The sequence below is a fragment of the Pseudomonas sp. A-RE-22 genome, from assembly GCF_019956035.1.
GTDB classification, from domain to species: Bacteria; Pseudomonadota; Gammaproteobacteria; order Pseudomonadales; family Pseudomonadaceae; genus Aquipseudomonas; species Aquipseudomonas brassicacearum.
In genome coordinates this window covers 59370-84457 of record NZ_JAHBCZ010000044.1, presented here as the reverse complement: position 1 = coordinate 84457, position 25088 = coordinate 59370, and the positions used below count along the sequence as shown (strand labels likewise).

22 protein-coding genes are annotated in these 25088 nt (G+C 62.9%); 10 read left to right on the top strand and 12 right to left on the bottom strand.

Going from position 1 to position 25088, the window contains the following annotated elements:
- Positions 1 to 60: 60 nt before the first annotated feature.
- From KGA89_RS20905 to KGA89_RS20895, 3 genes are all read right to left on the bottom strand, one after another.
- Positions 61 to 828: a TerC family protein gene (locus tag KGA89_RS20905; RefSeq protein ID WP_043042348.1), complete on the bottom strand. Its 768-nt coding sequence runs from the start codon at positions 826 to 828 to the stop codon at positions 61 to 63.
- A 61-nt stretch (positions 829 to 889) separates the two neighbouring features.
- Positions 890 to 2197, bottom strand: coding sequence for a CitMHS family transporter (locus KGA89_RS20900; RefSeq protein ID WP_003196275.1), 1308 nt, complete (start codon positions 2195 to 2197; stop codon positions 890 to 892).
- Between the two features lie 340 nt (positions 2198 to 2537).
- On the bottom strand, positions 2538 to 2864 hold the full coding sequence (locus KGA89_RS20895) for a DOPA 4,5-dioxygenase family protein (protein WP_013691959.1): 327 nt from the start codon (positions 2862 to 2864) through the stop codon (positions 2538 to 2540).
- 84 nt (positions 2865 to 2948) lie between these two features.
- On the opposite strand from KGA89_RS20895, the gene KGA89_RS20890 reads away from it, so the two are divergent.
- A complete protein-coding gene (locus tag KGA89_RS20890; protein WP_003196278.1) occupies positions 2949 to 3608 on the top strand; it encodes an NAD(P)-dependent oxidoreductase in 660 nt (219 codons plus the stop codon).
- A 38-nt stretch (positions 3609 to 3646) separates the two neighbouring features.
- Here the strand turns inward: KGA89_RS20890 and KGA89_RS20885 are convergent, their stop codons facing one another.
- Positions 3647 to 4597 (bottom strand): choline sulfate utilization transcriptional regulator, encoded by a 951-nt coding sequence (locus KGA89_RS20885; RefSeq protein ID WP_223472441.1) that lies wholly within the window; start codon positions 4595 to 4597, stop codon positions 3647 to 3649.
- Positions 4598 to 4711: 114 nt separating this feature from the next.
- Between KGA89_RS20885 and betC the strand changes: the two genes are divergently transcribed.
- From betC to KGA89_RS20870, 3 genes are all read left to right on the top strand, one after another.
- Entirely contained in the window at positions 4712 to 6226 is a 1515-nt protein-coding gene (gene betC / locus KGA89_RS20880) for a choline-sulfatase (protein ID WP_003196282.1), read from the top strand.
- Positions 6227 to 6241: 15 nt separating this feature from the next.
- Positions 6242 to 7162 (top strand): choline ABC transporter substrate-binding protein, encoded by a 921-nt coding sequence (choX, locus tag KGA89_RS20875; protein ID WP_003196284.1) that lies wholly within the window; start codon positions 6242 to 6244, stop codon positions 7160 to 7162.
- Positions 7163 to 7351: 189 nt separating this feature from the next.
- On the top strand, positions 7352 to 8920 hold the full coding sequence (locus tag KGA89_RS20870; RefSeq protein ID WP_003196286.1) for a SulP family inorganic anion transporter: 1569 nt from the start codon (positions 7352 to 7354) through the stop codon (positions 8918 to 8920).
- Between the two features lie 130 nt (positions 8921 to 9050).
- On the opposite strand, the gene aroE is transcribed toward KGA89_RS20870, so the two are convergent.
- Both aroE and hemF read right to left on the bottom strand, forming a co-directional pair.
- The gene (aroE, locus tag KGA89_RS20865) at positions 9051 to 9872 is read right to left on the bottom strand and encodes a shikimate dehydrogenase (RefSeq protein ID WP_003196288.1); all 822 of its coding nucleotides are present in this window, start codon (positions 9870 to 9872) and stop codon (positions 9051 to 9053) included.
- A 13-nt stretch (positions 9873 to 9885) separates the two neighbouring features.
- Positions 9886 to 10800, bottom strand: coding sequence for an oxygen-dependent coproporphyrinogen oxidase (hemF, locus tag KGA89_RS20860; RefSeq protein ID WP_003196290.1), 915 nt, complete (start codon positions 10798 to 10800; stop codon positions 9886 to 9888).
- 163 nt (positions 10801 to 10963) lie between these two features.
- On the opposite strand from hemF, the gene KGA89_RS20855 reads away from it, so the two are divergent.
- Positions 10964 to 11941: an NADPH:quinone reductase gene (locus KGA89_RS20855; protein ID WP_013691962.1), complete on the top strand. Its 978-nt coding sequence runs from the start codon at positions 10964 to 10966 to the stop codon at positions 11939 to 11941.
- 202 nt (positions 11942 to 12143) lie between these two features.
- Here KGA89_RS20855 and KGA89_RS20850 read toward each other — a convergent pair whose 3' ends face one another.
- From KGA89_RS20850 to KGA89_RS20840, 3 genes are all read right to left on the bottom strand, one after another.
- Positions 12144 to 12701 carry an L-threonylcarbamoyladenylate synthase gene (locus KGA89_RS20850; protein WP_003196294.1) on the bottom strand — a complete coding sequence of 186 codons (558 nt, stop codon included), beginning with the start codon at positions 12699 to 12701 and terminating at the stop codon, positions 12144 to 12146.
- Positions 12702 to 12762: 61 nt separating this feature from the next.
- Positions 12763 to 13857 (bottom strand): DNA-processing protein DprA, encoded by a 1095-nt coding sequence (dprA, locus tag KGA89_RS20845; RefSeq protein ID WP_223472440.1) that lies wholly within the window; start codon positions 13855 to 13857, stop codon positions 12763 to 12765.
- Between the two features lie 80 nt (positions 13858 to 13937).
- Positions 13938 to 14963, bottom strand: coding sequence for a LysM peptidoglycan-binding domain-containing protein (locus KGA89_RS20840; RefSeq protein WP_003196298.1), 1026 nt, complete (start codon positions 14961 to 14963; stop codon positions 13938 to 13940).
- A gap of 169 nt (positions 14964 to 15132) precedes the next feature.
- On the opposite strand from KGA89_RS20840, the gene def reads away from it, so the two are divergent.
- The 5 genes from def to KGA89_RS20815 all read left to right on the top strand — a co-directional run bounded on the left by def (position 15133) and on the right by KGA89_RS20815 (position 19828).
- The gene (gene def, locus KGA89_RS20835; protein ID WP_003196300.1) at positions 15133 to 15639 is read left to right on the top strand and encodes a peptide deformylase; all 507 of its coding nucleotides are present in this window, start codon (positions 15133 to 15135) and stop codon (positions 15637 to 15639) included.
- 71 nt (positions 15640 to 15710) lie between these two features.
- Positions 15711 to 16670, top strand: coding sequence for a methionyl-tRNA formyltransferase (fmt, locus tag KGA89_RS20830; protein WP_223472439.1), 960 nt, complete (start codon positions 15711 to 15713; stop codon positions 16668 to 16670).
- Positions 16667 to 17977, top strand: coding sequence for a 16S rRNA (cytosine(967)-C(5))-methyltransferase RsmB (gene rsmB, locus KGA89_RS20825; protein WP_013691964.1), 1311 nt, complete (start codon positions 16667 to 16669; stop codon positions 17975 to 17977). The genes fmt and rsmB overlap by 4 nt, the downstream gene beginning before the upstream one ends.
- Positions 17978 to 18001: 24 nt before the next feature.
- Positions 18002 to 19375, top strand: coding sequence for a Trk system potassium transporter TrkA (trkA, locus tag KGA89_RS20820; RefSeq protein ID WP_053161633.1), 1374 nt, complete (start codon positions 18002 to 18004; stop codon positions 19373 to 19375).
- Positions 19376 to 19516: 141 nt separating this feature from the next.
- Complete coding sequence (locus KGA89_RS20815; RefSeq protein WP_003196306.1) at positions 19517 to 19828, top strand: tetratricopeptide repeat protein; 312 nt, start codon at positions 19517 to 19519, stop codon at positions 19826 to 19828.
- A 45-nt stretch (positions 19829 to 19873) separates the two neighbouring features.
- Here KGA89_RS20815 and KGA89_RS20810 read toward each other — a convergent pair whose 3' ends face one another.
- From KGA89_RS20810 to KGA89_RS20800, 3 genes are read right to left on the bottom strand one after another with little or no spacing between them, the layout of a single operon-like run.
- The gene (locus KGA89_RS20810; protein ID WP_223472438.1) at positions 19874 to 22834 is read right to left on the bottom strand and encodes a bpX6 domain-containing protein; all 2961 of its coding nucleotides are present in this window, start codon (positions 22832 to 22834) and stop codon (positions 19874 to 19876) included.
- Positions 22821 to 24650 carry a hypothetical protein gene (locus KGA89_RS20805; protein WP_223472437.1) on the bottom strand — a complete coding sequence of 610 codons (1830 nt, stop codon included), beginning with the start codon at positions 24648 to 24650 and terminating at the stop codon, positions 22821 to 22823. The genes KGA89_RS20810 and KGA89_RS20805 overlap by 14 nt, the downstream gene beginning before the upstream one ends.
- A complete protein-coding gene (locus KGA89_RS20800) occupies positions 24650 to 25087 on the bottom strand; it encodes a hypothetical protein (RefSeq protein WP_223472436.1) in 438 nt (145 codons plus the stop codon). The genes KGA89_RS20805 and KGA89_RS20800 overlap by 1 nt, the downstream gene beginning before the upstream one ends.
- Position 25088: the final 1 nt, after the last annotated feature.

Sequence of the window (25088 nt, the reverse complement as noted above, 5' to 3'; positions counted from 1 at the left end):
ACTTTTTTGCAGGCATGAAAAAGGGGCTCCAAGAGCCCCTTCATTCATTGCCCTGTACCGTTACTGACCCGGCATATCCTTGCGCAGTTTCACCGGCTCCTGCTGCTTGCGCTTGCGTGCAATCGCAGTGCGCATCTTGATGTTGATGGCTTCCACCGCCAGGGAGAACGCCATGGCGAAGTAGACGTAGCCTTTTGGCACGTGCACGTCGAACGACTCGGCGATCAGTACGGTACCGACCACCAGCAGGAACGACAGCGCCAGCATCTTCAGCGACGGGTGCTTGTCGATGAACTCGCTGATGGTGGCCGAAGCCAGCATCATCACCAGCACGGCGACGATGATTGCCGCGACCATGACCGGTACATGGGAGACCATGCCGACGGCGGTAATGACCGAGTCCAGGGAGAACACGATGTCGATGATCGCGATCTGGATGATGGTGTAGATGAAGTTGCCGCCCTTGCCCGAAGGTTCGTCGCTGCTTTCATCTTCGCCTTCCAGTGCGTGGTACATCTCCTGGGAGCTTTTCCACAGCAGGAACAGGCCACCGAAGAACAGGATCAGGTCACGACCGGAGATGCCCTGGCCGAACACTTCGAACAAATCGGCGGTCAGGCGCATCACCCAGGTGATGGACAGCAGCAACAGGATCCGCGTGACCATGGCCAGCGCCAGGCCGAAGATCCGGGTGCGCGCCTGCATGTGCTTGGGCATGCGGCTGACCAGGATCGAAATCATGATGATGTTATCGATGCCCAGGACAATTTCCAGGGCGGTCAGGGTAAAGAAGGCAACCCAGATTTCCGGGTTGGTCAGCCATTCCATGTGAGTTCCTTTGAGCGAGTGTTAGGCCGCGCCGCTGATGGCGGCGCAGCGGGCATTGCTTTTATAGAGTGCTGAACAGCGGAAAAATCCCCATCAGCAAGGCGGCGAACATTATGCACAGGCAAACCAGTACTGCCCACTTCAGGGTGAAGCGCTGGTGGTCGCCGAACTCGATTCCGGCCAAGGCTACCAGCAGGTAGGTCGACGGAACCAGCGGGCTTAACAGGTGGACGGGCTGGCCGACGATGGAGGCACGGGCCATTTCAACGGCGGTGATGCCGTAATGGCTGGCTGCCTCGGCGAGAACCGGTAACACCCCGTAATAAAATGCATCGTTCGACATGAAGAACGTGAACGGCATGCTCACCAGCGCGGTAATCACTGCCAGGTACGGGCCGAGGAAGTCCGGGATCACTGCCAGCAAGCTCTTGGACATGGCGTCGACCATGCCGGTGCCGGACAGGATACCGGTAAAGATACCGGCCGCGAAAATCAGCCCGACCACCGCCAACACGCTGCCTGCGTGGGCCGCAACGCGGTCTTTCTGCTGTTGCAGGCAAGGGTAGTTGACGATCATCGCGATACTGAAGGCCACCATGAACAGCACCGGCAGTGGCAACAGGCCGGCGATCAGGGTGCCCATCAGGCCCAGGGTCAACGCGCCGTTGAACCAGATCAGCTTCGGACGACGGGCGTCCGGGAACTGGGAAACGCTGATTTCGCTGTGGTCGATTTCATCGCCCACCAGATGCAATTCACCCAGGCGTGCGCGCTCACGCTTGCCGTACATGTAGGCAATCAGCAGGATCGCCACCACACCGGCGGCCATTGCAGGAATCATCGGCACGAAGATGTCGGACGGGTCCACGTGCAGGGCACTGGCGGCACGGGCCGTCGGGCCGCCCCACGGGGTCATGTTCATCACGCCGCCAGCGAGGATGATCAGGCCAGCCATGATGCGTGGGCTCATGCCGATGCGGCTGTAGAGCGGCAGCATCGCGGCCACGCAGATCATGTAAGTGGTCGCGCCGTCACCATCAAGGGAAACGACGAGCGCCAGAACGGCGGTACCGACCGAAACTTTCAACGGGTCGCCCTTGACCAGCTTGAGGATCTTGCGCACGGCCGGGTCGAACAGGCCGGAGTCGATCATCAGGGCAAAATACAGAATCGCGAACATCAGCATCACCCCGGTCGGGGCGAGCTTGGTGATGCCTTCGAGCATCATCGGGCCGATTTTCGGCGCAAAGCCACCGAACAGGGCGAACAGGATCGGGATGATGATCAAGGCGATCAGCGCGGACAGGCGCTTGGTCATGATCAGGAACATGAACGTGATGACCATGGCAAAGCCAAGGAAAGTCAGCATAGGAAATACTCCAGGCGTGGCGCGGCGGGCAAAGGCGAACCGGACAGGTCAGCGCAGGATGCAAGGCTCGGGACGGACGGATGGAGTGGGTGCAGCGGGACGGGTAGCAGCGGACATCAGAATCACCATTGTTGTTGTTAAAAGGGCCGAACGAGCCATGAAAACTCGCTTTGGCCGACCGGTCTTTTGCCGGTAGTGAGGGTGATCCTAATCGCGCTAGCTTTCAGCAAGCTTTCGTTGCAGACAATGGAGTTTTTTCTGTGGGGCAAAGCTTATCTGTGGGAGCAAAATTTATCTGTGGGGCAAAGCTCCCACAGAAAATCGGTGCGCCACCGGTCAATCAAAACGCCGAAAGATCCAACGGCCGCACCGCCCCCATCCAGATCGCATGCTCGGTATGGTCGATCAGGTCATCGCCGGTCTCGGGGTGCAGGAAAATCACCAGGCCTTTGCGATTGAGCGCCAGCCATGGCAAGACCACGCCGATGTACTGCGGGTCGAACGCCAGCTGACAGCTCCAGTCTGGATGCGGGCCGACCGGGCGTTGATGGACGCGGCCCATTTTCAGTGGAAACAATTGCGCCGCTTCCTCGCACAGGGCCCGCGCCTGGTCGAGGGTGTGGGCGTCGAAATACACGTGGGCGTGGTAGCCCTTGATCCGCTGCATCTGTCACTCCTTGAAAAGAGGCCGAACCCTCGCCGTTTGCCGCGGGTCAGAGCCTTTACACGCGGGATAAAGAGGAACGCAGCCATGAAAAACGCCGAAACCCCGGTCATCAAAGTGGTGCTCTATGGTGCCATGAGCAGCCTCGGCAGTGCGTTGATGGCTGAAATGCTGCGGCGCCAGCACGAAGTCATCGCCATTCTCGACGATCTTACTGCCCTGGCTCCCCGCCCGGGCCTGCGGACCAAGACCGGTGATCTGTTCGATCCCGAGCGGGTCAAGCAAAGTGTTGCCGGTGCCAGCGCCGTGGTGTGTCTGCTGAACGCGCCGGGGCTGCCGATGAACAGCGAACAAGTGGAGCGCACATTGATTCCCGGCCCGGTGGAGCAAGTATTGGCCGTGGATGCACTGATCGCCGGCATGCAGGCGGTGAATATTCCCCGGCTGTTCCTGGTGGGCGACTTTGCGATGCTCGACGAGGAGCCGACGGACGACGATTTGCAGCGCCATGCCGCCGAAGAAGTGCTCGATGCCCTGAAGAACAGCACCTTGCAGTGGACCTTGATCAACGCACCCTATGCCGCACCTGGCTTGGGCATCGAACATTTCAGCCAGGTCAGCACCAGCCTCGAACCCGGCATGGCCGAATCCCTGGAGCGACTCAACCGGGTCGCGGTCGGCATCGCCGATGAGCTGCGCCTGAACCTGCACGTGGGCGAGCACGTCAGCTTCGTGGCCGCCATGTAGGAGCTGCCGAAGGCTCGGGCCGCGTTCGGACGATCTTTTCAAACAGCAATGGAAGGCAACGGTAGCCCCGTGAGCGATTCGGCACTGTTGGCCTGTTCTTCCATCAGCCAATCGACGAATTGCCTGATCAACACACCGCGGCGTTTACGCTGGGGCAAGACCACGTAATACCCCAGCCGCGAGAGCACCGTTTCAGCGATCGGACGACACAGCAGCCCCTGAGCCAATAAGTTATCCACAAGGTGCCGCCAGCCGATGGCGACGCCCTGGCCGCCAATCGCGGCCTGGATGAGTAGCGTGTAGTTGTCGAAGCGCAACTGCCCTGGGGCCGGTGGTGACGTGATGCCCAGCTCGCGGAATACGCCGCTCCATTCGAACCAGCTGTTGCTGTTGCCCGCACGCAGGTGCAGCAAGGGAAACTCTGCCAAGGCCTGGGCGGACAAGGGCAGGGGACGATCCTTGAGCAGCAGCGGGCTGCACACCGGAAAAACTTCTTCGCTGAACAGCCAGCGACTTTCGCCTTGTTTGAAGCGACCGTCGCCGAACAATACGGCAACGTCGATATCGGTGCGCAGCATGTTGTGGTTGCGTTCGCTGGTCACCAGGCTGACGTCCACCTGCGGGTTGGCGGCGTGAAAGCGATGCAGGCGCGGCATCAGCCAGTAGGCGGCAAAGGCGAAGTCCGTGGCCACCTGCAACACCTCGTGCTGGTGTTGGGCGGTGATCGCGCTCAGCCCTGCATCGATGCTTTGCAAGCCGGCCTGTACTTGTTCGAACAGGATCGTCCCGGCCTCGGTCAGTTCGATGCCGCGGTAGATGCGGTCGAACAACCGCGTACCCAGTTGCTCTTCCAGGCGCTTGATCTGCTGGCTGATGGCCGGTTGCGTGGTGCCCAGCTCAATCGCCGCCGCGGTAAAGCTTTGTTGGCGCGCCGCGGCTTCAAAGGCGCGGAACAGTTCCAGGGACAGGTTACCCAGGGCGTCATACATAAGCTGTGCTTATCCTAGTCATTATCCTGCATGGGCTTTACCCCAAAACCCGGGGGCTACATGCTCAATCGCAGCAATGTCGCATAACTGCCTACTATGGAATGCCGCGAATACATGAAGCGCAAGAACATTCTTTTCATCATGGCCGATCAAATGGCCGCGCCAATGTTGCCGATCTACGGTCCTTCGCCGATCAAGTTGCCGAACCTGTCGCGCCTGGCCGCCGAGGGCGTGGTGTTCGATGCCGCCTATTGCAACAGCCCGCTGTGCGCACCGTCGCGCTTTACCCTGGTGAGCGGCCAGTTGCCGAGCAAGATCGGCGCCTACGACAACGCGGCGGATTTCCCTGCGGACGTGCCGACTTACGCCCACTACTTGCGCCGCCTCGGCTACCGCACGGCGCTGTCCGGCAAGATGCATTTTTGTGGGCCGGACCAACTGCACGGCTACGAAGAACGCCTGACCAGCGACATTTACCCGGCCGACTACGGCTGGTCGGTGAACTGGGACGAGCCGGACGTGCGGCCGAGCTGGTACCACAACATGTCGTCGGTGTTGCAGGCCGGGCCGTGCGTGCGCACCAACCAGCTGGATTTCGATGAAGAAGTGGTGTTCAAGGCACAGCAGTACCTGTTCGACCATATCCGCGAGGACGGCGACCAGCCGTTTTGCCTCACCGTATCGATGACGCACCCACACGATCCGTACACGATTCCCAAGGCGTTCTGGGATTTGTATGACGACAACGACATTCCTTTGCCGCAGACCCCGGCGCAAAAGGCGCTCGACCCACATTCCCAGCGGCTGCTGAAGGTCTATGACCTGTGGGACAAGCCACTGCCTGTGGATAAGATTCGGGATGCCCGCCGCGCCTATTTCGGCGCGTGCAGCTACATTGACTGCAATGTCGGCAAGCTGCTGCAGACCCTGGAAGACACTGGTCTACTGGACGACACGATCATCGTGTTCTCCGGCGATCACGGGGACATGCTCGGCGAAAAGGGCCTCTGGTACAAAATGCACTGGTTCGAAATGGCTGCCCGCGTACCGTTGCTGATCAGTGCGCCGGGGCAGTTCGCCAGCGGCCGGGTGAGCGCGGCCGTGTCCACCGCCGATTTGCTGCCAACCCTGGTGGAGCTGGCCGGCGGCACGCTGGAACCGGGCTTGCCGCTGGATGGCCGTTCGCTGGTGCCGCATCTGCAAGGGCAGGGCGGGCATGACGAAGTCTTCGGTGAATACATGGCCGAAGGCACCATCAGCCCGTTGATGATGATCCGTCGTGGCCCGTGGAAATTCATCTACAGCGAAGATGACCCGTGCCTGCTGTTCGACCTACGCAACGATCCCAAGGAACTGGAAAATCTCAGCCAATCCCCTGAGCATCAAGTCCTGTTCGCCGATTTTCTCGCCGAGGCGCGTGTCAAGTGGGACATCCCGGCTATTCATCAACAGGTGCTCGCCAGCCAGCGTCGCCGCCGTTTCGTCGCCCAGGCGCTGACCCTGGGCAAACTCAAGAGCTGGGATCACCAGCCGCTGGTGGACGCCAGCCAGCAGTACATGCGTAACCACATCGACCTCGACGATCTGGAGCGCAAGGCCCGTTATCCACAACCCTGCCAAAACCAATAACGTAAGGGGCAAGCCATGCAAAAGTTATCCACAGTACTGACCGCTGGGCTGTTGGCGTTGAGCAGTGTTTCGGCCTGGGCCGAGCAAAGCTGCGAAACGGTGAAGATGGCCGACCCGGGCTGGAGCGATATTGCCGCCACCAATGCCATCACCGGCTTCCTGCTGGACGGGATGGGCTACAAGGCCAAGGTCGATACCCTCGCGGTGCCGATTACCTTCGGTGGCCTCAAGGATGGCCAGGTGGATGTGTTTTTGGGTAACTGGATGCCGGCACAGCAGGGCTTTTATGACAAGTTCGTGGCCAATGGCGACGTCACGCAACTGGCCAAGAACCTGGACGGCACCGAATTCACTCTGGCGGTCCCGGACTACGTCTGGGATGCCGGTGTGCATAACTTTGCCGACCTGAACAAATTCGCCGACAAGTTCGACAAGAAGATCTACGGCATCGGCTCCGGCGCCCCGGCCAACCTCTCCCTGAAAGAAATCATCAAGACCAATGACTTCGGCATGGGCGAGTGGAAACTGGTGGAGTCCAGCGAGCAGGCGATGCTGGCGGAAGTCTCCCGGGCGGTGAAGAAACAGAAATTCGTGACCTTCCTCGGCTGGACCCCGCACCCGATGAACGTGCAACTGAAAATGCACTACCTCAAGGGCGGCGAGAAATACTTCGGCGACACGGGCAGTGTCTACACCCTGACCCGCAAAGGTTATGCACAGGCCTGCCCGAACGTGGGCAAGCTGCTGACCAACCTGAGCTTCACCCAGGACATGGAAAACAGCATCATGGCCGAGGTGGTGAACAACAAGGTCAGCAACGCCGATGCGGCCAAGGCCTGGATCAAGGCCAACCCGGCGGTCCTGGATAAATGGCTGGACGGTGTGAAGACGATGGATGGCAAGGATGCGCTGGCGGCGGTGAAGGCCAAGCTCTGACGGCGGAGCACTGTCGCAAGGGGATTATTGTGGGAGCAAGGCTTGCCCGCGATGAAGACAACTCGGTCTTTCAGAGACCGAGGTGCCTGTTTCGCGAGCAAGCTTTGCTCCCACATAAATTCCCTCGCCACAGGGAGAACAGTGCCTTGTCCTGATACCCTTGCTTGCAAACCCCATCCTTGAGGCCCCATGGCAATCCCCACGCGCCGTTCACTCTTTCCTTTCCTGAGCTGGCTGCCCCGGCAGACCCGCGCCAGTGTCGGCCGTGACCTGATCGTCGGCCTGAGCGGCGCGATTCTCGCGTTGCCGCAGTCCATTGCCTACGCCCTGATTGCCGGTTTGCCACCGGAGTACGGCTTGTATGCGGCGATCGTGCCGGTGCTCATCGCCTGCCTGTGGGGTTCGTCGTGGCACCTGATCTGCGGCCCCACGGCGGCGATTTCCATCGTCTTGTACGCCACCGTCAGTCCGCTGGCCGTCCCCGCCAGCCAGGACTACATCACCTTGATCCTGCTACTGACGGTGTTGGCGGGCATTTTTCAATGGTTGCTGGGACTGCTGCGTTTCGGTGCGCTGGTGAATTTCGTCTCGCATTCGGTGGTGCTGGGTTTCACCCTGGGCGCGGCGGTGGTGATTGCCCTGGGGCAGTTGCCGAACCTGCTGGGCCTCGACCTGCCGAACGAAGCCACGGCGTTGAGGGGGCTGCTGATGCTGGTCGACCACATCGGGGCTGTGGATAAGCCATCGCTGCTGCTGGGCTTGGGGACCCTGGTCCTGGGCGTGGTGCTCAAGCGCCTGTTGCCGCGTTGGCCGAGCCTGTTGATAACTTTAGTCATCAGCAGCCTGGTGGTCTGGTTGTGGCCGGCGATGTTCGCGCATGTGGCGCTGGTCAGTGCCTTTGCCGGGCGCCTGCCCCCGCTCACGCTGTTGCCGTTGGACCTGGAGCTGATCCTGCGCCTGCTGCCCGGGGCGGTTGCGGTGGGCATGCTCGGGCTGGTCACCAGCCTGTCCATCGCCCGCTCGCTGGCGGTACGTTCCGGGCAATTGCTCGATGCGAACCAGGAGGTGAGGGCACAGGGGCTTTCCAACATCGTTGGCGGATTTTTCTCCGGATCATTGTCGGCCGGTTCCTTTACCCGTTCCGGCCTCAGCTATGACGCCGGGGCCTGCTCGCCCCTGGCCGGGGTGTTCTCGGCCTTGTGGGTGGCGTTGTTTGCGGTCGCCGGGGCGAACCTGATTGCGCACATTCCGATTCCGGCCATGGCCGGCAGCATTTTGTTGATAGCCTGGGGACTGGTGGACCACCGCGGTATCCGGGCGTTGTACCGCGTGAGCCGCGCCGAATTCGTGGTGATGAGCCTGACCTGCCTGGCCACGTTGCTGCTGGAGCTGCAAACCGCCATCTACGCCGGCGTACTGGCCTCGCTGTTCTTTTACCTCAAGCGCACTTCACAGCCGCGGGTGCAGCATTTTCGCGAAGGGGAGGCGGAGATCCTGCGGGTCGGCGGCTCGATCTTTTTCGGCGCCAGCCATTACCTGCAAGCGCGCCTGCAACGGTTGCAGGCGCAGCGGGTGGTAATCGATGCCCAGCAGATCAACTTCATCGATTATTCCGGGGTGGAAATGCTCCACCAGGAAGCCCGGCGCCTGCGCAGCCAGGGCCGTAGCCTGACCTTGCGCATGGCCCGGCCCCAGGTGGTGGAGGAGTTGTTGAAGCTGGAGGGGGCGCAGAAGTGCCCGATTCACTTCGAAGACTGAAAAGGCTCAGGCACACAAAACATGGCGCAAGAGGACTTGTGGGAGCAAAGCTTGCTCGCGATGAATACCACGCGGTCTTTTTGGAAACCGAGGCGCCTGCTTCGCGAGCAAGCTTTGCTCCCACAGGAGCTTAAAGCGCCAGTTGGCGGCGCAGTTCGGCAAGTACTGGCGCGGTGTCCGGGCGTACCCCGCGCCACAGGTAGAACGCTTCGCCCGCCTGTTCGGCGAGCATGCCCAGGCCATCCATTGCCACCGCCGCGCCGTGTTCCTTGGCCCAACGGCAGAACGAGGTCGGTTCCTTGCCATACATCATGTCGTAGCAAACCGTCTTGCCGGGCTCGATCAGGCTGGCGGCAATCGGCGGTACATCCCCCGACAGGCTCGCGGAGGTGGCGTTGATGATCAGGTCCACCGGCTCTTGCAGCCAGTCGAACCCGCTGGCGGAAACCGGGCCCAGGTCGGCGAACAACTCGGCCAGCAATTCGGCCTTTTCCACCGTGCGATTGGCGATGATCACCGAGGCCGGCGCTTCGGCCAGCAGCGGCTCCAAGGCACCGCGCACTGCGCCGCCGGCCCCGAGCAACAGGATGCGCTTGCCCTTGAGGCTGAAGCCGGCGTTGACGGTCAGGTCCCGGACCAGCCCGGCGCCGTCGGTGTTGTCACCCAGCAGGCGACCGTCGGCCAGTTTGCTCAACGTATTGACCGCCCCGGCCCGCTGGGCCCGCTCGGTCAGGCTGTCGGCCAGGCGGAAGGCGTCTTCCTTGAACGGCACCGTGACGTTTGCCCCACGTCCCTCGCGGAAAAATTCTCGGGCGCAACCGGCGAAATCCTCCAAGGGCGCCAGCAGCGTGCTGTAGTCCAGGGTTTGCCCGGTCTGCTCGGCAAACAGGCGATGGATCAACGGCGACTTGCTGTGGCCGATCGGGTTACCCATTACAACGTAGCGGTCCATGGATAATCCTCGTTCAGGCCGTCGCCAGCCAATCGCGATCCTGCAGGAAGTACTCGGTCAGCCGCGCTTCTTCGCTGCCGGGTTCGGCTTTCCAGTCGTAGCCCCAGCGCACTTGCGGTGGCAGGGACATCAGGATCGATTCGGTACGTCCACCCGATTGCAGCCCGAACAGGGTGCCGCGGTCGTAGACCAGGTTGAATTCCACGTAGCGCCCACGACGGTATTCCTGGAATTCCCGCTGTTTGGCGGTGAACGCGTCGTGCTTGCGGCGGCGCACGATCGGCAGGTAGGCATCGATGTAGGCGTCGCCGATGGCGCGGATGAAGGCGAAGCAGGTGTCGAAATCCCACGCGTTCAGGTCGTCGAAAAACAGGCCACCGATGCCTCGGGGCTCGTTGCGATGCTTGAGGTGGAAATAGCTGTCGCACCAGGCTTTGTAGCGCGGGTACACCTCGGGGCCGAATGGCGCGCAGGCCTGCTCGGCGACACGGTGCCAATGGACGCAGTCTTCCTCGACGCCGTAGTAAGGCGTCAGGTCGAAGCCGCCACCAAACCACCAGACGGGTTCTTCGCCTTCCTTTTCGGCGATGAAGAAGCGCACGTTGGCGTGGGAGGTTGGCACGTGCGGGTTGTGCGGGTGGATCACCAGCGACACACCCAAGGCTTCGAAGCCGCGCCCGGCCAGTTCTGGCCGATGGGCGCTGGCTGAGGGTGGCAGGCCGCTGCCGAAGACGTGGGAAAAGTTGACGCCGCCCTTTTCGATCACCGTGCCGTTCTCGATCACCCGCGTGCGACCGCCACCACCGGCCGGCCGGGTCCAGGCATCTTCGACGAAGCGAGTGCCGCCGTCTTCGGTTTCCAGGGCGGTGCAGATACGGTCTTGCAGGTCGAGCAGGTAGGCTTTCACGGCCTCGGTGCGAGTGGACATGACATCACCTTGATCAGGGCTACGCTACGCGGCGTATGGCGGGCCGGTGGCAAATGGGCGCACAGGATACCACCGCACTTGCCCACACCACAGTTGACGACGGTCAAGCTTAGGAGTCCGATAGCAGGCTTGGTAAAAGTCCTGCGACAAGGAGAAAGTGAAGATGGCCAAACGTATCCAGTTCAGTTCCCACGGCGGTCCCGAAGTGCTCGAGTACGTCGATTACTCGCCTGCCGAGCCCGGCCCGCAGCAGGTGCGCGTCAGCAATAAGGCGATCGGCCTGAATTTCATCGACACCTACTACCGCAGCGGTCTTTATCCGCCACCGGCATTGCCATCGGGCCTGGGTGCCGAGGGCGCGGGCGTGGTCGAGGCGATCGGCTCGGACGTCAAGCGGTTCAAGGTCGGCGACCGAGTGGCGTACGGCAGCGGTCCGCTGGGGGCCTACAGCGATGTGCATGTGTTGCCCGAGGCCAACCTGGTTCATCTGCCCGAATCCATCAGTTTCGAACAGGCGGCCGGCGTGATGCTCAAGGGCCTGACCGTGCAATATCTGCTGCGCCAGACCTATGAACTCAAGGGCGGCGAAACCATCCTGTTCCACGCCGCTGCTGGTGGTGTGGGCTCCCTGGCCTGCCAGTGGGCCAAGGCCTTGGGCGTGAAGCTGATCGGCACCGTCAGCTCGCCGGAAAAGGCCGCCATCGCCAAAGCCCACGGCGCGTGGGCAACCATCGACTACAGCAAGGAAAACGTCGCACAGCGGGTGCTGGAATTGACTGACGGCAAGAAGGTGCCCGTGGTGTACGACGGAGTTGGCAAGGACACTTGGTTGACCTCCCTGGACAGCGTCGCCCCCCGTGGCCTGGTGGTGAGCTTCGGCAATGCTTCAGGTGCGGTGGACGGTGTGAACCTGGGGATCCTCGCGGCCAAGGGCTCGCTCTACGTCACCCGCCCGACCCTGGCGACTTACGCCAACAACGCCGAAAACCTGCAGCGCATGGCCGACGAGCTGTTCGGGATGATCAGCAGCGGCAAGATCAAAGTGGATATCAACCAGCGTTATCCACTGGCGGAAGCGGCCAAGGCTCATACCGAGTTATCGGCGCGGCGCACGACGGGGTCGACCGTTCTCCTGCCTTGAATTACAGGGTGTTTGTGATGGCCTCATCGCGGGCAAGCCATGCTCCCACAGGGTATGTTCTGTGGAAGTAGGCCATGTTCCCACAGAGTATGTTCTGTGGAAGTAGGCCATGCTCCCACAGGCCATGCTCTGTGGAGGTAGATCTCCCACAGGTTTTACTCTGTGGGAGCAAGGCTTGCCCGCGATGAACGATGACGCGGTATCAGTCCGGGCGCACGACCTTGCCAGTAGCCAGGTCGCGAATCACGCTGGGGTTCTTGCGCCCGCCCAGGTTGCCGCCCAGCACCAGGTCGATCTGCCCGCGGAAATACTGCTCGACGCGAATCCGCGTGCGCGCCGCCGGGCGTCCTTGGGGGTTGGCCGAGGTGGACACCAGCGGCCCGACCAGCGAGCACAAGTCGCGCACGGTGGGATGATCGCTGACCCGCAGGGCGACGGTGTCGTGCACCCCGGTGATCCATTCCGGCAGCAGGTTCTGGTGCGGCACCAGCCAGGTATTGGGCCCCGGCCAGGTGCTGGCCATGCGGTCCATCCAGGTATCGGGGAAGTCTTCGAACAGGAAGTCGAACTGGTGGATGTTGTCAGCCACCAGGATCAGGCCTTTGTCGGGCAGCCGCGACTTGATCGCCAGCAGGCGTTCCACCGCCTCCTCGTTCCATGGGTCACAACCCAGGCCCCAGACCGCTTCGGTTGGATAGGCAATCACCGCCCCGGCACGAATTTCTCGCGCGGCTTGTTGCACACGCCAACTGTTGACCATGAAAGATTCTCCCGCAACGCAAATAAGGCTGTGGGCAGTTTACCGATCTTCCCCATAAAACCTAGCGTGCAAACCAGCGTCCGTTGTCGCAGGTGGCGCGTCCTTCCATCTCCAGTTCGGTCAATGCCGCCAGCACTTTGGGCAAGCCCCAGCCACTGGCGTCGGCCAGCGCCTCACTGCTCAGCGGCGCGGCATGCAGCAGGCGCAGCAGCGGATGGGTCACGGGCACGGGCTCCGAGGCCGGCGGCAACCGCTGCCAACCGCGCAGCGCTTCGAGGATATGCTCGACGGTTTCCACCAGCGCCGCACCGTCGCGGATCAGTTGATGGCAGCCTCGGGCCCCGGGGTGATGGATCGATCCAGGAATGGCGTACACCTCGCGACCCTGTTCCGCCGCCAGTCGCGCGGTGATCAGTGAGCCGCTGGCGACACTGGCCTCTACCACCAGCACGCCCAGGGACAAGCCGCTGATGATCCGGTTGCGCCGCGGAAAGTTGCTGGCGTGGGGCGGTGCGTCCAACGGGAACTCCGACAACACCGCGCTGCCCTGGGCAATCATCGCGTCCGCCAGCCGACGATTGCGCTGTGGATAAAAATTTTCCAGACCGGTGCCCAACACGCCGACGGTGCGCCCGCCAACATCCAGCGCCGCCTGATGGGCCGCCGCATCGATGCCCAGGGCCAGGCCGCTGGTGATGACAAAACCGGCCCCGGCCAGGCTTCGGGAAAACGCCGCCGCAGTGTCCATGCCGGGGCGTGATGCCCGCCGACTGCCGACCATCGCCAGCTGGGGTTTTTCCAGGATCGAGGGGTCGCCAGCGACGAACAGCAGCGGCGGCGCATCGCTGATCTGCGCCAGCAGCGCCGGGTAGTCGGGTTGGTCCCACATCAGTAAATGCTGGCCCGCACGCTCCAGCCAGGCCAATGCATGGGCGGCGCCGTCACGCACATCCGGGTTGCGCCGCGCCTCGGCACAGGCCAGCGGCAAGCCCAGCGCGCGCCAGGCGCTGGCCGGTGCACTGATGGCCTTGGAGGCCGAGCCGAAGGCCTCCATCAGCGTCATGAAACGTTTGGGTCCCAGCTCCGGCAAGCGGTGAAGGCGTAGCCGGGCCTCCAGTTCCGCAGGGGAAACCGGCGTAGATTCAGGTAATGACATGCGATCATCCTTGACCGTTATAAGCCCCGTTCAAACGGGAACAAGCTGTGGATAACTCTGTTGGTAACTTGTGAGACCCGTTACGGATTACGGACCTTGTCGAGCACCGCCAACGAGCGCGATGCGTACAGCACCAGGCCATAGCTGAGCTTGTCGTAGGTGCGGAAAACCATCAGCAGGCCGGCGCGCTCATCGGGGATCTTCACCCGCTCGCCCGTAATGCGGTCGCGTACGGTTTCACCGGTCTTCATCACCGCCAGCACATTGCCTTCGGCCAGCCCGTCGCGCCGGCCCTTGTTCAGGGTGACCACGTCCAGCGCGCCGATCTGGGTCACGCCTCGCGGCACGTCCAGGATCAACCCGTGGATGTCCGATTTCGGCGCGCTGGGCATGAACGTCGAGTTGATCGAGCGCTCTTCGCCGCTGAACAAACGATCACCCAGGCGTACTTCCTGGGTGGTGCGTTGCAGGGCCAGGGTAGTGACATCGCCTTCGGTGGCGACCACCTCGCCGCCGCCGATGTCGTCGGCGTTGATGCCCAGGAATTCCTTGGTCTCGGGGTCGGTGTAGACCTTGCCCTGGCGAAAGATGCCGTACGCCGTCTGGTTCGCATCGAACGAGCCACGGGCAAAGACCCGATCCCCCATGCCGCTGAGCACCCGTTCGGCATTGCCGGCGACGACGTAGGGGGCCTTGTTGAAATCCTCAGGCGTGTCGACGATGCGGTTGCTCAGCAGGAAGCTGTTGATGGCTTGCAGTGGAATGCTCGGGATGGCGTCGGCCACTGGCGAACTGCGAATGCGCGGCGACAGTTTGATGGTGCCGCGCGAGGCGCCGCGATTGAGGGTCAGGCGCGGCTGGCCGTTGACGTAGACCAGCGACAGGGTGTCGCCCGGATAAATCAGGTTGGGGTTTTCGATCTGCGGGTTGGCCTGCCACAGCTCGGGCCATTTCCACGGCTCGCGCAGGTACTTGCCGGAAATGTCCCACAGCGTGTCCCCCGTCACCACCGTGTATTGCTGGGGAAAACCTTCCCGAAGTTGCACTTGCCCGTGCGCGATCCCGGCCGAGGCCAGGAGCAGCAGGGCGAGTAGTGATTTCCTCATGCGGTGAATCCCTTTATTATGTGCGTTCGCGTAAAACGCCAGAGCCCCCGTGGCTCGCTGCTTAAGGAGCTATTCTCCACAAGAGCAACGTTTTACAACGGTAGCCTGCATCCCAAGACACGCCAGGCCAGCCACCCGACTTTACCTCACACGTGCATTTATCAAGCTTATGGCCATTTTGAACATTCTCGAATTTCCGGACCCGCGCCTGCGCACTATCGCCAAACCAGTGGCCGTAGTGGACGACGAAGTGCGTCAGTTGGTCGATGACATGTTTGAAACAATGTATGAAGCGCCAGGCATCGGCCTCGCCGCGACCCAGGTCAACGTGCACAAGCGTATCGTCGTCATGGACCTCTCCGAAGACCGCAGCGAGCCGCGGGTGTTCATCAACCCCGAGTTCGAAACCCTGACCGACGAGATGGACCAGTACCAGGAAGGCTGCCTCTCGGTGCCGGGCTTCTACGAAAACGTCGACCGCCCACAGAAGGTCAAGATCAAGGCCCTGGACCGTGACGGCCAGCCATATGAACTGATCGCCGAAGGCTTGCTGGCCGTGTGCATCCAGCACGAGTGTGACCACCTCAACGGCAAGTTGTTCGTGGATTACCTGTCTACCCTCAAGCGTGACCGCATCAAGAAAAAACTGGAAAAACTTCATCGCCAGAATGCTTGATGCCCCCCTTCAAAGGCTTGCCGCGGCAAGCCTTTTTCTTTTTGCGACTGCTTTGTAATTGAGAGCTACCCATGACTGAGCCACTGCGCATCGTCTTTGCCGGCACTCCCGAATTTGCCGCCGAACACCTCAAGGCCCTGCTGGCCAGCCCCCACGAAATCGTCGCGGTCTACACCCAACCGGACCGGCCGGCCGGTCGCGGGCAAAAACTGATGCCCAGCCCGGTCAAGCAACTGGCCCTGGAGCACGGTATCGAGGTGTTGCAGCCGCCGACCTTGCGCGATGCACAGGCCCAGGCCGAACTGGCGGCGCTCAAGCCAGACTTGATGGTGGTGGTCGCCTACGGCCTGATCCTGCCCCAAGTGGTGCTGGATATCCCGCGCCTGGGTTGCATCAACAGCCACGCCTCGCTGCTGCCGCGCTGGCGCGGTGCCGCGCCGATCCAGCGCGCCGTGGAAGCGGGCGATGCCGAGAGCGGCGTGACCGTGATGCGCATGGAGGCCGGCCTGGACACCGGGCCAATGCTGCTCAAGGTCAGCACGCCCATCAGCGCCGAAGACACCGGTGGCAGCCTGCACGACCGTCTCGCGCTCATTGGCCCGCCGGCCGTGGTCGAGGCGATTGCCGGCCTGGCCGCTGGCACCTTGGAGGGCGACGTGCAGGATGACCGCCTCGCCACTTACGCGCACAAACTGAACAAGGACGAAGCCCGCATCGACTGGAGCCGCCCAGCCGTTGAGCTGGAGCGCCTTGTACGCGCCTTCAACCCTTGGCCGATCTGCCACAGCACCTTGAACGGCGAAGCCCTGAAAGTGCTGGCGGCCAGCTGCGCCGAAGGGAAAGGCGCGCCGGGTGAAATCCTCAGCGCCAGCAAGGACGGCCTCGTCGTTGCCTGCGGTGCACAGGCGTTGTGCCTGACACGTCTGCAACTGCCCGGTGGTAAGGCGCTGGGCTTCAGCGACCTGTTCAACAGCCGCCGTGAGAAATTTGCCGTTGGCATCGTTCTCGGCCAAGCGGCGGACGCCTCATGAACCCGCGTCTGGCCGCCGCCAAGGCACTTGCCGCCGTCCTCAGCGGCAAAGCCTCCCTCAACAGCTCCCTGCCGACCCAACTGGACAAGGTCGAAGACCGTGATCGCGGTTTCACCCAGGACCTGGCGTTCGGCACCGCCCGTTGGCAGCCGCGGCTGTCGGCCCTCGCGGCCAAGCTGTTGCAGAAGCCGTTCAAGGCCGCCGATGCCGACGTCGAGGCGCTGCTGCTGGTGGGGCTCTATCAACTGCTCTACACCCGCGTCCCGGCCCACGCCGCCATCGGCGAAACCGTGGGCTGCGCCGACAAGCTGAAAAAGCCCTGGGCCAAGGCCCTGATCAATGCCGTGTTGCGCCGCGCCCAGCGGGAAAGCGAAACCCTGTTGGCCGAGCTGGAGCACGACCCGGTGGTCCGCACCGCTCACCCGCGCTGGCTGCAAAAATCCCTGAAGGCGTTCTGGCCCGAGCAATGGGAAGCCATCTGTGCGGCCAACAATGCCCATCCACCGATGATCCTGCGGGTCAACCGTCGCCACCATACCCGCGACGCCTACCTGGCGTTGCTGGGCGAGGCGGGCATCCCGGCCGTTCCGTGCCAGTACAGCCGCGACGGCATCGTCCTGGAAACCCCGGGCGATGTGCGCGCACTGCCGGGCTTTGCCGAGGGCTGGATCAGCGTCCAGGACGAAGCCGCGCAACTGGCCGCTGACCTGCTGGAGCTGGCGCCCGGCCAAAGGGTGCTGGACGCTTGCTGCGCGCCGGGTGGCAAGACCTGTCACATCCTCGAGGCCGAGCCGAAGCTGGCCGGCGTGGTGGCGGTGGACCTGGAAGCCAAGCGCCTGGTGCGCGTGAAGGAAAACCTCGAACGCCTCGGCCTGGAGGCCGAGCTGATCGCCGCCGATGGCCGCGACACCGCGACCTGGTGGGACGGCAAGCCGTTCCAGCGCATCCTCCTCGACGCGCCATGCTCGGCCACCGGCGTGATCCGCCGCCATCCGGACATCAAGCTTACCCGCCAGCCGGACGACATTGCGGCGCTGGCCGTGTTGCAGGGCGAACTGCTCGATGCCCTGTGGCCGACCCTGGAAGTGGGTGGCATGCTGCTCTACGCCACCTGCTCGACCTTGCCGACCGAGAACACCGAAGTGATCGAAGCCTTCCTCGCCCGCACCCCAGGCGCCCGGGAGCTGGACATTGCCAGCCAGGCCGGCCTGAAGCAGCCTCACGGCCGGCAGTTGCTGGCCCAGGAAGGCGGTCACGACGGGTTCTACTACGCCAAGCTGATCAAGATCGCCGCCGCACGCGGTTAAGACCGATTCGATAGGAGTGACTGGATGAAAATCATCATCCTCGGCGCAGGACAAGTCGGCGGTTCGCTGGCGGAACATCTGGCCAGCGAGGCCAACGACATCACCGTGGTCGACACCGACGGCGAACGCCTGCGCAACCTCGGCGACCGTCTCGACATCCGCACCGTGCAAGGTCGCGGGTCGTTGCCGACAGTGCTGCGCCAGGCCGGCGCCGACGATGCCGACATGCTCGTGGCCGTGACCAACAGCGATGAAACCAACATGGTCGCCTGCCAGGTCGCCCACACGTTGTTCCACACCCCGACCAAGATCGCCCGGGTGCGCGAAGCGTCCTACCTGACCCGCGCCGACCTGTTCGACAACGAAGCGATCCCGGTGGATGTGCTGATCAGCCCCGAGCAGGTGGTGACCAACTACATCAAGCGCCTGATCGAGCACCCCGGCGCCTTGCAGGTGATCGACTTTGCCGAAGGCAAGGCGCAACTGGTGGCGGTCAAGGCCTACTACGGCGGGCCGCTGGTGGGCCAGCAACTGCGCCAGTTGCGCGAGCACATGCCGAATGTGGATACCCGGGTCGCCGCGATTTTCCGCCGTGACCGGCCGATCCTGCCCCAGGGCGACACGGTGATCGAAGCCGACGACGAAGTGTTTTTCATCGCCGCCAAAGCGAACATTCGCGCGGTCATGAGCGAAATGCGCCGCCTGGACGAGAACTATAAACGCATCGTCATCGCCGGCGGTGGGCAGATCGGCGAGCGCCTGGCCGAAGCCATCGAAAGCCGCTACCAGGTCAAGATCATCGAGATGAACCCGGCGCGCTGCCGCTACCTCTCCGACACCCTCGACAGCACCGTGGTATTGCAGGGCAGTGCTTCGGACCGCGACCTGCTGCTGGAAGAAAACATCGCCGACGCCGACATCTTCCTGGCCCTGACCAACGACGACGAAGCCAACATCATGTCGTCGCTATTGGCCAAGCGCCTGGGGGCGAAGAAGGTCATGACCATCATCAACAACCCGGCCTACGTCGACCTGATCCAGGGCGGCGACATCGACATCGCCATCAGCCCGCAACTGGCAACCATCGGCACCTTGCTGGCCCACGTGCGCCGCGGTGACATCGTCAGCGTCCACTCCCTGCGCCGCGGCGCGGCCGAAGCCATCGAGGCAATTGCCCACGGCGATGCCAAATCCAGCAAAGTGATCGGCAAGGCCATCCGCGACATCGGCCTGCCACCGGGCACCACCATCGGCGCGATCATCCGCGACGAAGAAGTGCTGATCGCCCACGACGACACCGTGATCCAGACCGGCGACCATGTGATCCTGTTCCTGGTGGACAAAAAGCACATTCGCGATGTCGAGAAGCTGTTCCATGTGGGGTTGAGCTTCTTCTGACCACCACGGATCGTTCCCACGCTCTGCGTGGGAATGCCTCTACGGACGCTCTGCGTTCGGCTCTTGAGGGGACGCAGAGCGTCCCGGGCTGCATTCCCACGCAGAGCGTGGGAACGATCTTAGTCATGAGGAGTTTTTAAAATGCTCGACTCCCTGGAAAAAATGCTCGCCAAGGGTGTGGACAACGCCCTGCTGCGCTTCGGCCTGGGCAAGGGCTACCTCGACCTAGGCGAATTCCCCCGAGCCGCCGAACACCTCCAACGTTGCGTCGAATTCGACCCCAAATACTCGGCCGCCTGGAAACTCCTAGGCAAGGCCCACCAAGGCCAAGGCAACCTACCGGCAGCCCGCCAAGCCTGGGAACAAGGCCTGGAAGCCGCCCGAGCCCACGGCGACAAACAAGCCGAAAAAGAAATGACCGTGTTCCTCAAGAAGCTGGATCGTCACCCCTGAACGCCAAGCACCTGTGGCGAGGGAGCTTGCTTCCGCTTGAGTGCGTCACTGCACCGATAGAGTTCGAGTCATAGAGCTGGTTGTGTCGATATGCAACAGCCGGCCCTGATGGTCGAAAATTACCCATTCATTGCCCACGCAACGCAGTTGCGCATCATGCAGCGGCCAATGCAGGACGGCGCATAGCCGGTCACTGTAGCGGTGGATGAAGTGCCAGCGTGCGTCATCGTCGCCGGTTGCGTAGCACGCCACCAGCCACTGCTCGAACGAGTAGATGTGCAACGGATCGGTAAACTCTTGAATCAGGCCGGGCAAGGGATAGCGCTTGCTCGTGCCGCTCTCGTACGCCATCAGCACGGGATCGCTGTCGGCTGCGTGCTCGATCCAGAACTCAGTGGTCCGGCCTGCCGCGTTATACACCTGCCAACTGTGTTCCTGACGCCTCGCGGGCATGGAGTCGCGGCTGAGCAATCGGCGGTCGGGCAGGCGGTAATGCCAGAGCTGGAAATTGTGTGGAGTGTCCAGCAATACGGATTCGTTGCGCTCGTCGTCCCGAAGGAAGCCTATTTGCCCGGGCAGATCGCCGACGTGCCAGAGTGTTTCGAACCGGCGATCCACATCCACGACGCGCAATTGCGAGCCTCGGCCGACGGTCCAGGCCGTGCCGTCGAAATGCTTGGCGAAGGCATCCAACATCAGCACGCCCAGATCGCTGGCGCTGCGATTGACCAGATCCAGTTTGCAGATGCGCCAGACGTCGCCGCGACGCGCCAGCGCCAGCGCGACCTGTCGGCTGTGGCCCAGCACGATGGTCTGAGCGGGCACCGGAAAGTGAAAGGCCGTCTTGCCGCTAGCGTCGACCACCGATGCGCCAGCTTCACCCAGTGCCAAGAGGTAGCGTCCATCAGTCAGGGGCACGGCATCGCACAGCGTCCGGTTGCCCCTTTCTGGCGCCGTGAACGACAAGGGGGTGTTTGCCCGCTCAAGGCCCTGGTTGAGAAGTCTGTTCTTGGGCAGGGCGCTGCCAGGCAGGTCCGCTTGTAGCAGTTTGTCCTTGCTCATTTTTACCAGCGCTTGAAGCTGGTTCCGGGTGAGATGAGCGTGTGGCCCGGCCTGATCACAGATCATCGCCCGTACGGTCGCGGCAGCCAGCCAGGCCAGCGCGGGACTATGGGCCTTGTGCGTCAGCAGCGCCTGGGCCAGTGTGGCGCGCTCCATGACCCGCTCGGGGTCGTCGCGCAGTTTTTCGACCCAGGTTTCGTATGTCGAGAGGGTGTCGGGAAGCAGGATCGCCCGTTTCACCAGCGCGCCGATCGCCAGGCTACCTCCTGCGGCCTCGGCGGCCAGCAGCCATTGCGTGGCGCGTTCGTGCTCTGCGGGCAGACTCCAGATCACATCCACCGCCTGCAACCACAACCCTTTTTCGGTCAGGGCCAGCGCCCATTCCAGACGCAGGCGCGCGGCAGCTTCCGGCCATTTCTTTTCGAGCAGGATGACGGCATCGGCGAACGCGTTGTCGCGCCGCGCGACTTGCAACGCTCGCTGCCAATCCCCGGCCAGGCACAGCATACGGACGATGGTCGAGGTGGGCATGTCCCAGGCCAGCGCAAGGTCAGCCGCCTGTTGATAGCGCTGGTGCTTTTCCAGATAGTCGAGCGCTTCCTGTCGTGCCCTCAACAGTTCGGCCAGGACAAACACGGCTTCCTCGATACGCCCCTCGCGATCCAGTCGCTCAAAGGACTGCCGGTAGACCTGCCTGAGGTGGGTTTCAAGATCTACCTCAAACAGCATGCTGGTGCGCGGCCCTGAATGCTGGGTGAGCGCCAGATCCTGGCGCCTGCTAGGTGTGCCGAAGGCTTGACCTGCATTGCCCTGGCCGCCGCCCAGCGGAATGGCGTGGCGCAGTGCTTCTTCCAGATCGCCGTTTTCGAACATTTCCAGCATGCGTTGCATATAAGCGGCCTGCCGCTTTCCGTACAGCGCTGACAAGCGTGAATTCTGGGTCAGGCGCGTCAGCCAGCGCCGCCACCTGGCCGGGCCACGTGGCTGGCCCGACGCCCGTGGCGGCACGGGCGGCTTTGAGGGGCGGGCAGCATTGGCGGTAGCGGAAGGAGGCGTGTTGCTTGCTGCCGAGTGTGTGCCATTGCGCCGCATCCAGGCACGCACGGCCATCAGTATCAGGGTGAAGAGCGCCGCGCCGACGACCGTCCAAACCAAGACACTGCCCAGATCGAATGTGGAGGGATCCACAGGGCGTGGCGGCTTGGCTCTCTCAGCAGTTGGGGTAGCGGTCGGCAAGTGCAGACCGTTGACCGAAAGAAACCAGTAAAGGCCAGTACCCACGGCCAGCCCAATGAAACCTGGCAGGGCGTTTTTCAACGCGTCGGTACGCTGCCGGTTGTTCGCGGGGCTGGGCGTGTGACGCGCCGCAGGTCCGCCAGGGGTGGCGGCCTGACGCTGGCGCTCCAGCAGGGCTTGCATCACCGCCTCCCGCTCGGGGCTGACCGGCGCAAGCGAGTCACCCAGGATTTCCCGTATGTCGGTCTGTACTGCCAGAGGGTCGGCTTGTGGTTCCGGCAATACGTCTTGGCAGTCGTAAGTGTCGAGTAGCGCGTACTGGCTGACGTCGATCCATTGACCGGGGGCCAGCGTAGTGGCGTCGTGCAGGTGCAGGGCATTGACCTGCGTGCCGCGTACCAGCCAGACATCGGCGTGGGCCAGGCGCTGCATTTCTTCAGGACTCAACCGGGCTGAGCAAAGCGTTCGGCCTTGGCGGATCAGTGGCCAACCCGCGAGCCCTTCACAAAGCATGGCGCGTGCCTTGGGAAAGCGCAGCAGGTCGCCGTCGGCAAAGCGTTCGGCCCTGGCGTCGGTTTGCCAGTGGGTGAATATCAACCGCGCCCGTTCCTGCTCGCTGAAGCGCTCGACGGGGAACCACAGCGCTTCGATCGGTTGATAACCGCTGAGTGCCGGACGGCGAATAGTGACTGCATCAGGTCCGGACATGGGTGTCGTCCTCCGACTGCGTTTGTGCCTGGTTGCACATGACCTGCAACACCCTGCGCTCGTCCCGGACCGCATACACCACCAGTTCCCGAGCCTTGGTCAGGGCGGCGACCAGCCCGCTCATCGGGCAAAAGCTGATCCTGGCAATGGTCTCGTTGGTGGTGAACAGCACACGTTGCTCACCCCCGCAGTACAGGGCGACGGTCTGCTGGTTGGGGCCGAGCAGGACCATGGACAGCGCCTCGTCCTCCCCAATCAACAACCCCAGGCCTTTCCAGCCGGGTGCCAGATCGATCTGTCCGGTCTGAAGGTCCGGAGCCACCATCTGCCACTGCTGCTGCTCGTCGACCAGGCGCATCCACGCGCAACCGTGGAAGGCGCGCTCCCAGCATGGACTTGCCGGGAACAGAACCTGATCGATGTCCTTCGTCGTGCCGACCACATGGCCTGTGGACTGGCTGATCCAGGAATTGAGCCGGTGGACATACAATCGACCGGCATCATGGCGCAGATAGGCCAGCGTGTTGCGATCGACCTGCGCCATGCCCACCACCTTATCGGCTATCGAGTGGGTGACACCGGGCTGGTGCGGGGTGGGCAGCTTGCCGCTGTCGACCACCCAGAAGGCCAGATGACCGTTATTGTCGAGCAGGAAAACCCTGCCGTAGGTGCCGTTGTGCAACCACACCATGGGCAGCAGCGTGGCAGTGCCCGGGGGCATCTGCAGTTGCTCACGCCCGGGTCGGGCGACGGGCTTGAGGCCAGGCATGTTCCAAAAGACCAGTTGCTCGTCGAGGCTCAGGATCGCGCCGGGCATGCGGCCCGGGAACGTGATCGCCAGTGGCGTGCTGCGGTTATTCCAGAGCGTGCGGCGAACATCGAGTGGTTTTTTCTGCCGGGGAGCGGGAAGCTTGATCACCACAAGCCCGGGCTCGTCGAGCAGTTTCAGGGCGACATGGAAGCCGCTGCTGGCAATGATCGGGGCCAGCGTCAGTGCAGCCCGTGGAATGAGGGACTTGACCGCGGTGCGCGCCATCTGTCGCGCGATGTCGAACTCGCCCTTGATCAATTGCAAGGCGAGGCGCTGGTCGGGGTTGGGCAGGGCAACTTGTCGGGTGGCCCGGTCTTGCAGCGCGACTATCAGGCTGCGGCCATCGAGGCTGCGCTGTATCTGGACCCGATGAGTGCAGGAGCGGGCGTCCGTGGCGGGCAGCCGTTGGCCGACGATCCAGCGTTCGCCGCTGTCATAATCCTGCTCCGACAGCCAGGCGCGCCAGCTGTGCCAGTGCTCATCGCCGACGGTCTGGTACGTGCGGGCGTCGAGCAGTTGCTTCAAATGCGCTGCGCTCTTGAACTCCTGCAACTGTGGCGCGTTTTGCAGGATACCCCAGCGCAGCTCGGCCCCGGCTTCGCTGGCACGGCGGGCGAGCAGGATCAGCAGCGCCAGGTGCACCAGTCGCGGCCCGCCCAGTTGCAGTGGGCCGGCGTCGAACAGCACAACGATCATGCGGTTGGCCTGATGAGTGCGATATTGCGGTGCCAGGAACAGATGTTCGCCCACTGCCGCCCTGCGCAGAAATTCGTCGGGTAGCTCATCGGCCAGCAACCACTCGCTGGCCAACAGTCGTTCATACGGACCACGGCGTTGCAGATCGCCAAGGCCGTCGGGTTCGGGTACGCCGCCCTGCTGCATGCCGCGCAAGGGGCCTAGCAGCGGATTGAGGCGTGCGAACAGATCCGCCAGCAATGGCAGCTGTTCGGGGGGAAACCATTGCAGCCAATCTCGCCAGGGTTGCAGGGATTGCGGTAATTGCATCAGCGACCTGCCCACTCATCCTGAATGCGTTGTAGATGCCGGGTCGTGACGGGCAGGCATCGGTCGAGCGGCACCACTACCCTGGGGGCATGCCACAGCAGCAGTGGCGCGCGCGTGAATCTGCCGAGCAGCGCTTGCCCCATCAGGTCCAGCGGTGCGTCGGGTTCCCAACTGGTGGGCAGCCAGAGGCCGGGTGCGGCGGGCTCGGTGCAGGCGTAATCGACGCCCTCGACCCACGGCAGGTTATCGGCATTGCCCGTGACGATCAGCACTTCACGGTTGGCAGTGGCTTGCAGGTGCGCAGTCTGGTCTTCGGGCATGCGCAGCAGCCGTGCGTGCAGGCGCGCCGCGACTTCGCCCCAGGCCACGGCAGCCTGTGGTTGTCCGGGTTCGCGCCGCACTCGCCAGTTCCAGTCGATGACAGTGGCGGCGACCATG

Coding starts and splice junctions, on each gene's coding strand:
- KGA89_RS20905 (WP_043042348.1), bottom strand. CDS start 828: ATGGAATGGCTGACCAACCCGGAAATCTGGGTTGCCTTCTTTACCCTG.
- KGA89_RS20900 (WP_003196275.1), bottom strand. CDS start 2,197: ATGCTGACTTTCCTTGGCTTTGCCATGGTCATCACGTTCATGTTCCTG.
- KGA89_RS20895 (WP_013691959.1), bottom strand. CDS start 2,864: ATGCAGCGGATCAAGGGCTACCACGCCCACGTGTATTTCGACGCCCAC.
- KGA89_RS20890 (WP_003196278.1), top strand. CDS start 2,949: ATGAAAAACGCCGAAACCCCGGTCATCAAAGTGGTGCTCTATGGTGCC.
- KGA89_RS20885 (WP_223472441.1), bottom strand. CDS start 4,597: ATGTATGACGCCCTGGGTAACCTGTCCCTGGAACTGTTCCGCGCCTTT.
- betC (WP_003196282.1), top strand. CDS start 4,712: ATGAAGCGCAAGAACATTCTTTTCATCATGGCCGATCAAATGGCCGCG.
- choX (WP_003196284.1), top strand. CDS start 6,242: ATGCAAAAGTTATCCACAGTACTGACCGCTGGGCTGTTGGCGTTGAGC.
- KGA89_RS20870 (WP_003196286.1), top strand. CDS start 7,352: ATGGCAATCCCCACGCGCCGTTCACTCTTTCCTTTCCTGAGCTGGCTG.
- aroE (WP_003196288.1), bottom strand. CDS start 9,872: ATGGACCGCTACGTTGTAATGGGTAACCCGATCGGCCACAGCAAGTCG.
- hemF (WP_003196290.1), bottom strand. CDS start 10,800: ATGTCCACTCGCACCGAGGCCGTGAAAGCCTACCTGCTCGACCTGCAA.
- KGA89_RS20855 (WP_013691962.1), top strand. CDS start 10,964: ATGGCCAAACGTATCCAGTTCAGTTCCCACGGCGGTCCCGAAGTGCTC.
- KGA89_RS20850 (WP_003196294.1), bottom strand. CDS start 12,701: ATGGTCAACAGTTGGCGTGTGCAACAAGCCGCGCGAGAAATTCGTGCC.
- dprA (WP_223472440.1), bottom strand. CDS start 13,857: ATGTCATTACCTGAATCTACGCCGGTTTCCCCTGCGGAACTGGAGGCC.
- KGA89_RS20840 (WP_003196298.1), bottom strand. CDS start 14,963: ATGAGGAAATCACTACTCGCCCTGCTGCTCCTGGCCTCGGCCGGGATC.
- def (WP_003196300.1), top strand. CDS start 15,133: ATGGCCATTTTGAACATTCTCGAATTTCCGGACCCGCGCCTGCGCACT.
- fmt (WP_223472439.1), top strand. CDS start 15,711: ATGACTGAGCCACTGCGCATCGTCTTTGCCGGCACTCCCGAATTTGCC.
- rsmB (WP_013691964.1), top strand. CDS start 16,667: ATGAACCCGCGTCTGGCCGCCGCCAAGGCACTTGCCGCCGTCCTCAGC.
- trkA (WP_053161633.1), top strand. CDS start 18,002: ATGAAAATCATCATCCTCGGCGCAGGACAAGTCGGCGGTTCGCTGGCG.
- KGA89_RS20815 (WP_003196306.1), top strand. CDS start 19,517: ATGCTCGACTCCCTGGAAAAAATGCTCGCCAAGGGTGTGGACAACGCC.
- KGA89_RS20810 (WP_223472438.1), bottom strand. CDS start 22,834: ATGTCCGGACCTGATGCAGTCACTATTCGCCGTCCGGCACTCAGCGGT.
- KGA89_RS20805 (WP_223472437.1), bottom strand. CDS start 24,650: ATGCAATTACCGCAATCCCTGCAACCCTGGCGAGATTGGCTGCAATGG.
- KGA89_RS20800 (WP_223472436.1), bottom strand. CDS start 25,087: ATGGTCGCCGCCACTGTCATCGACTGGAACTGGCGAGTGCGGCGCGAA.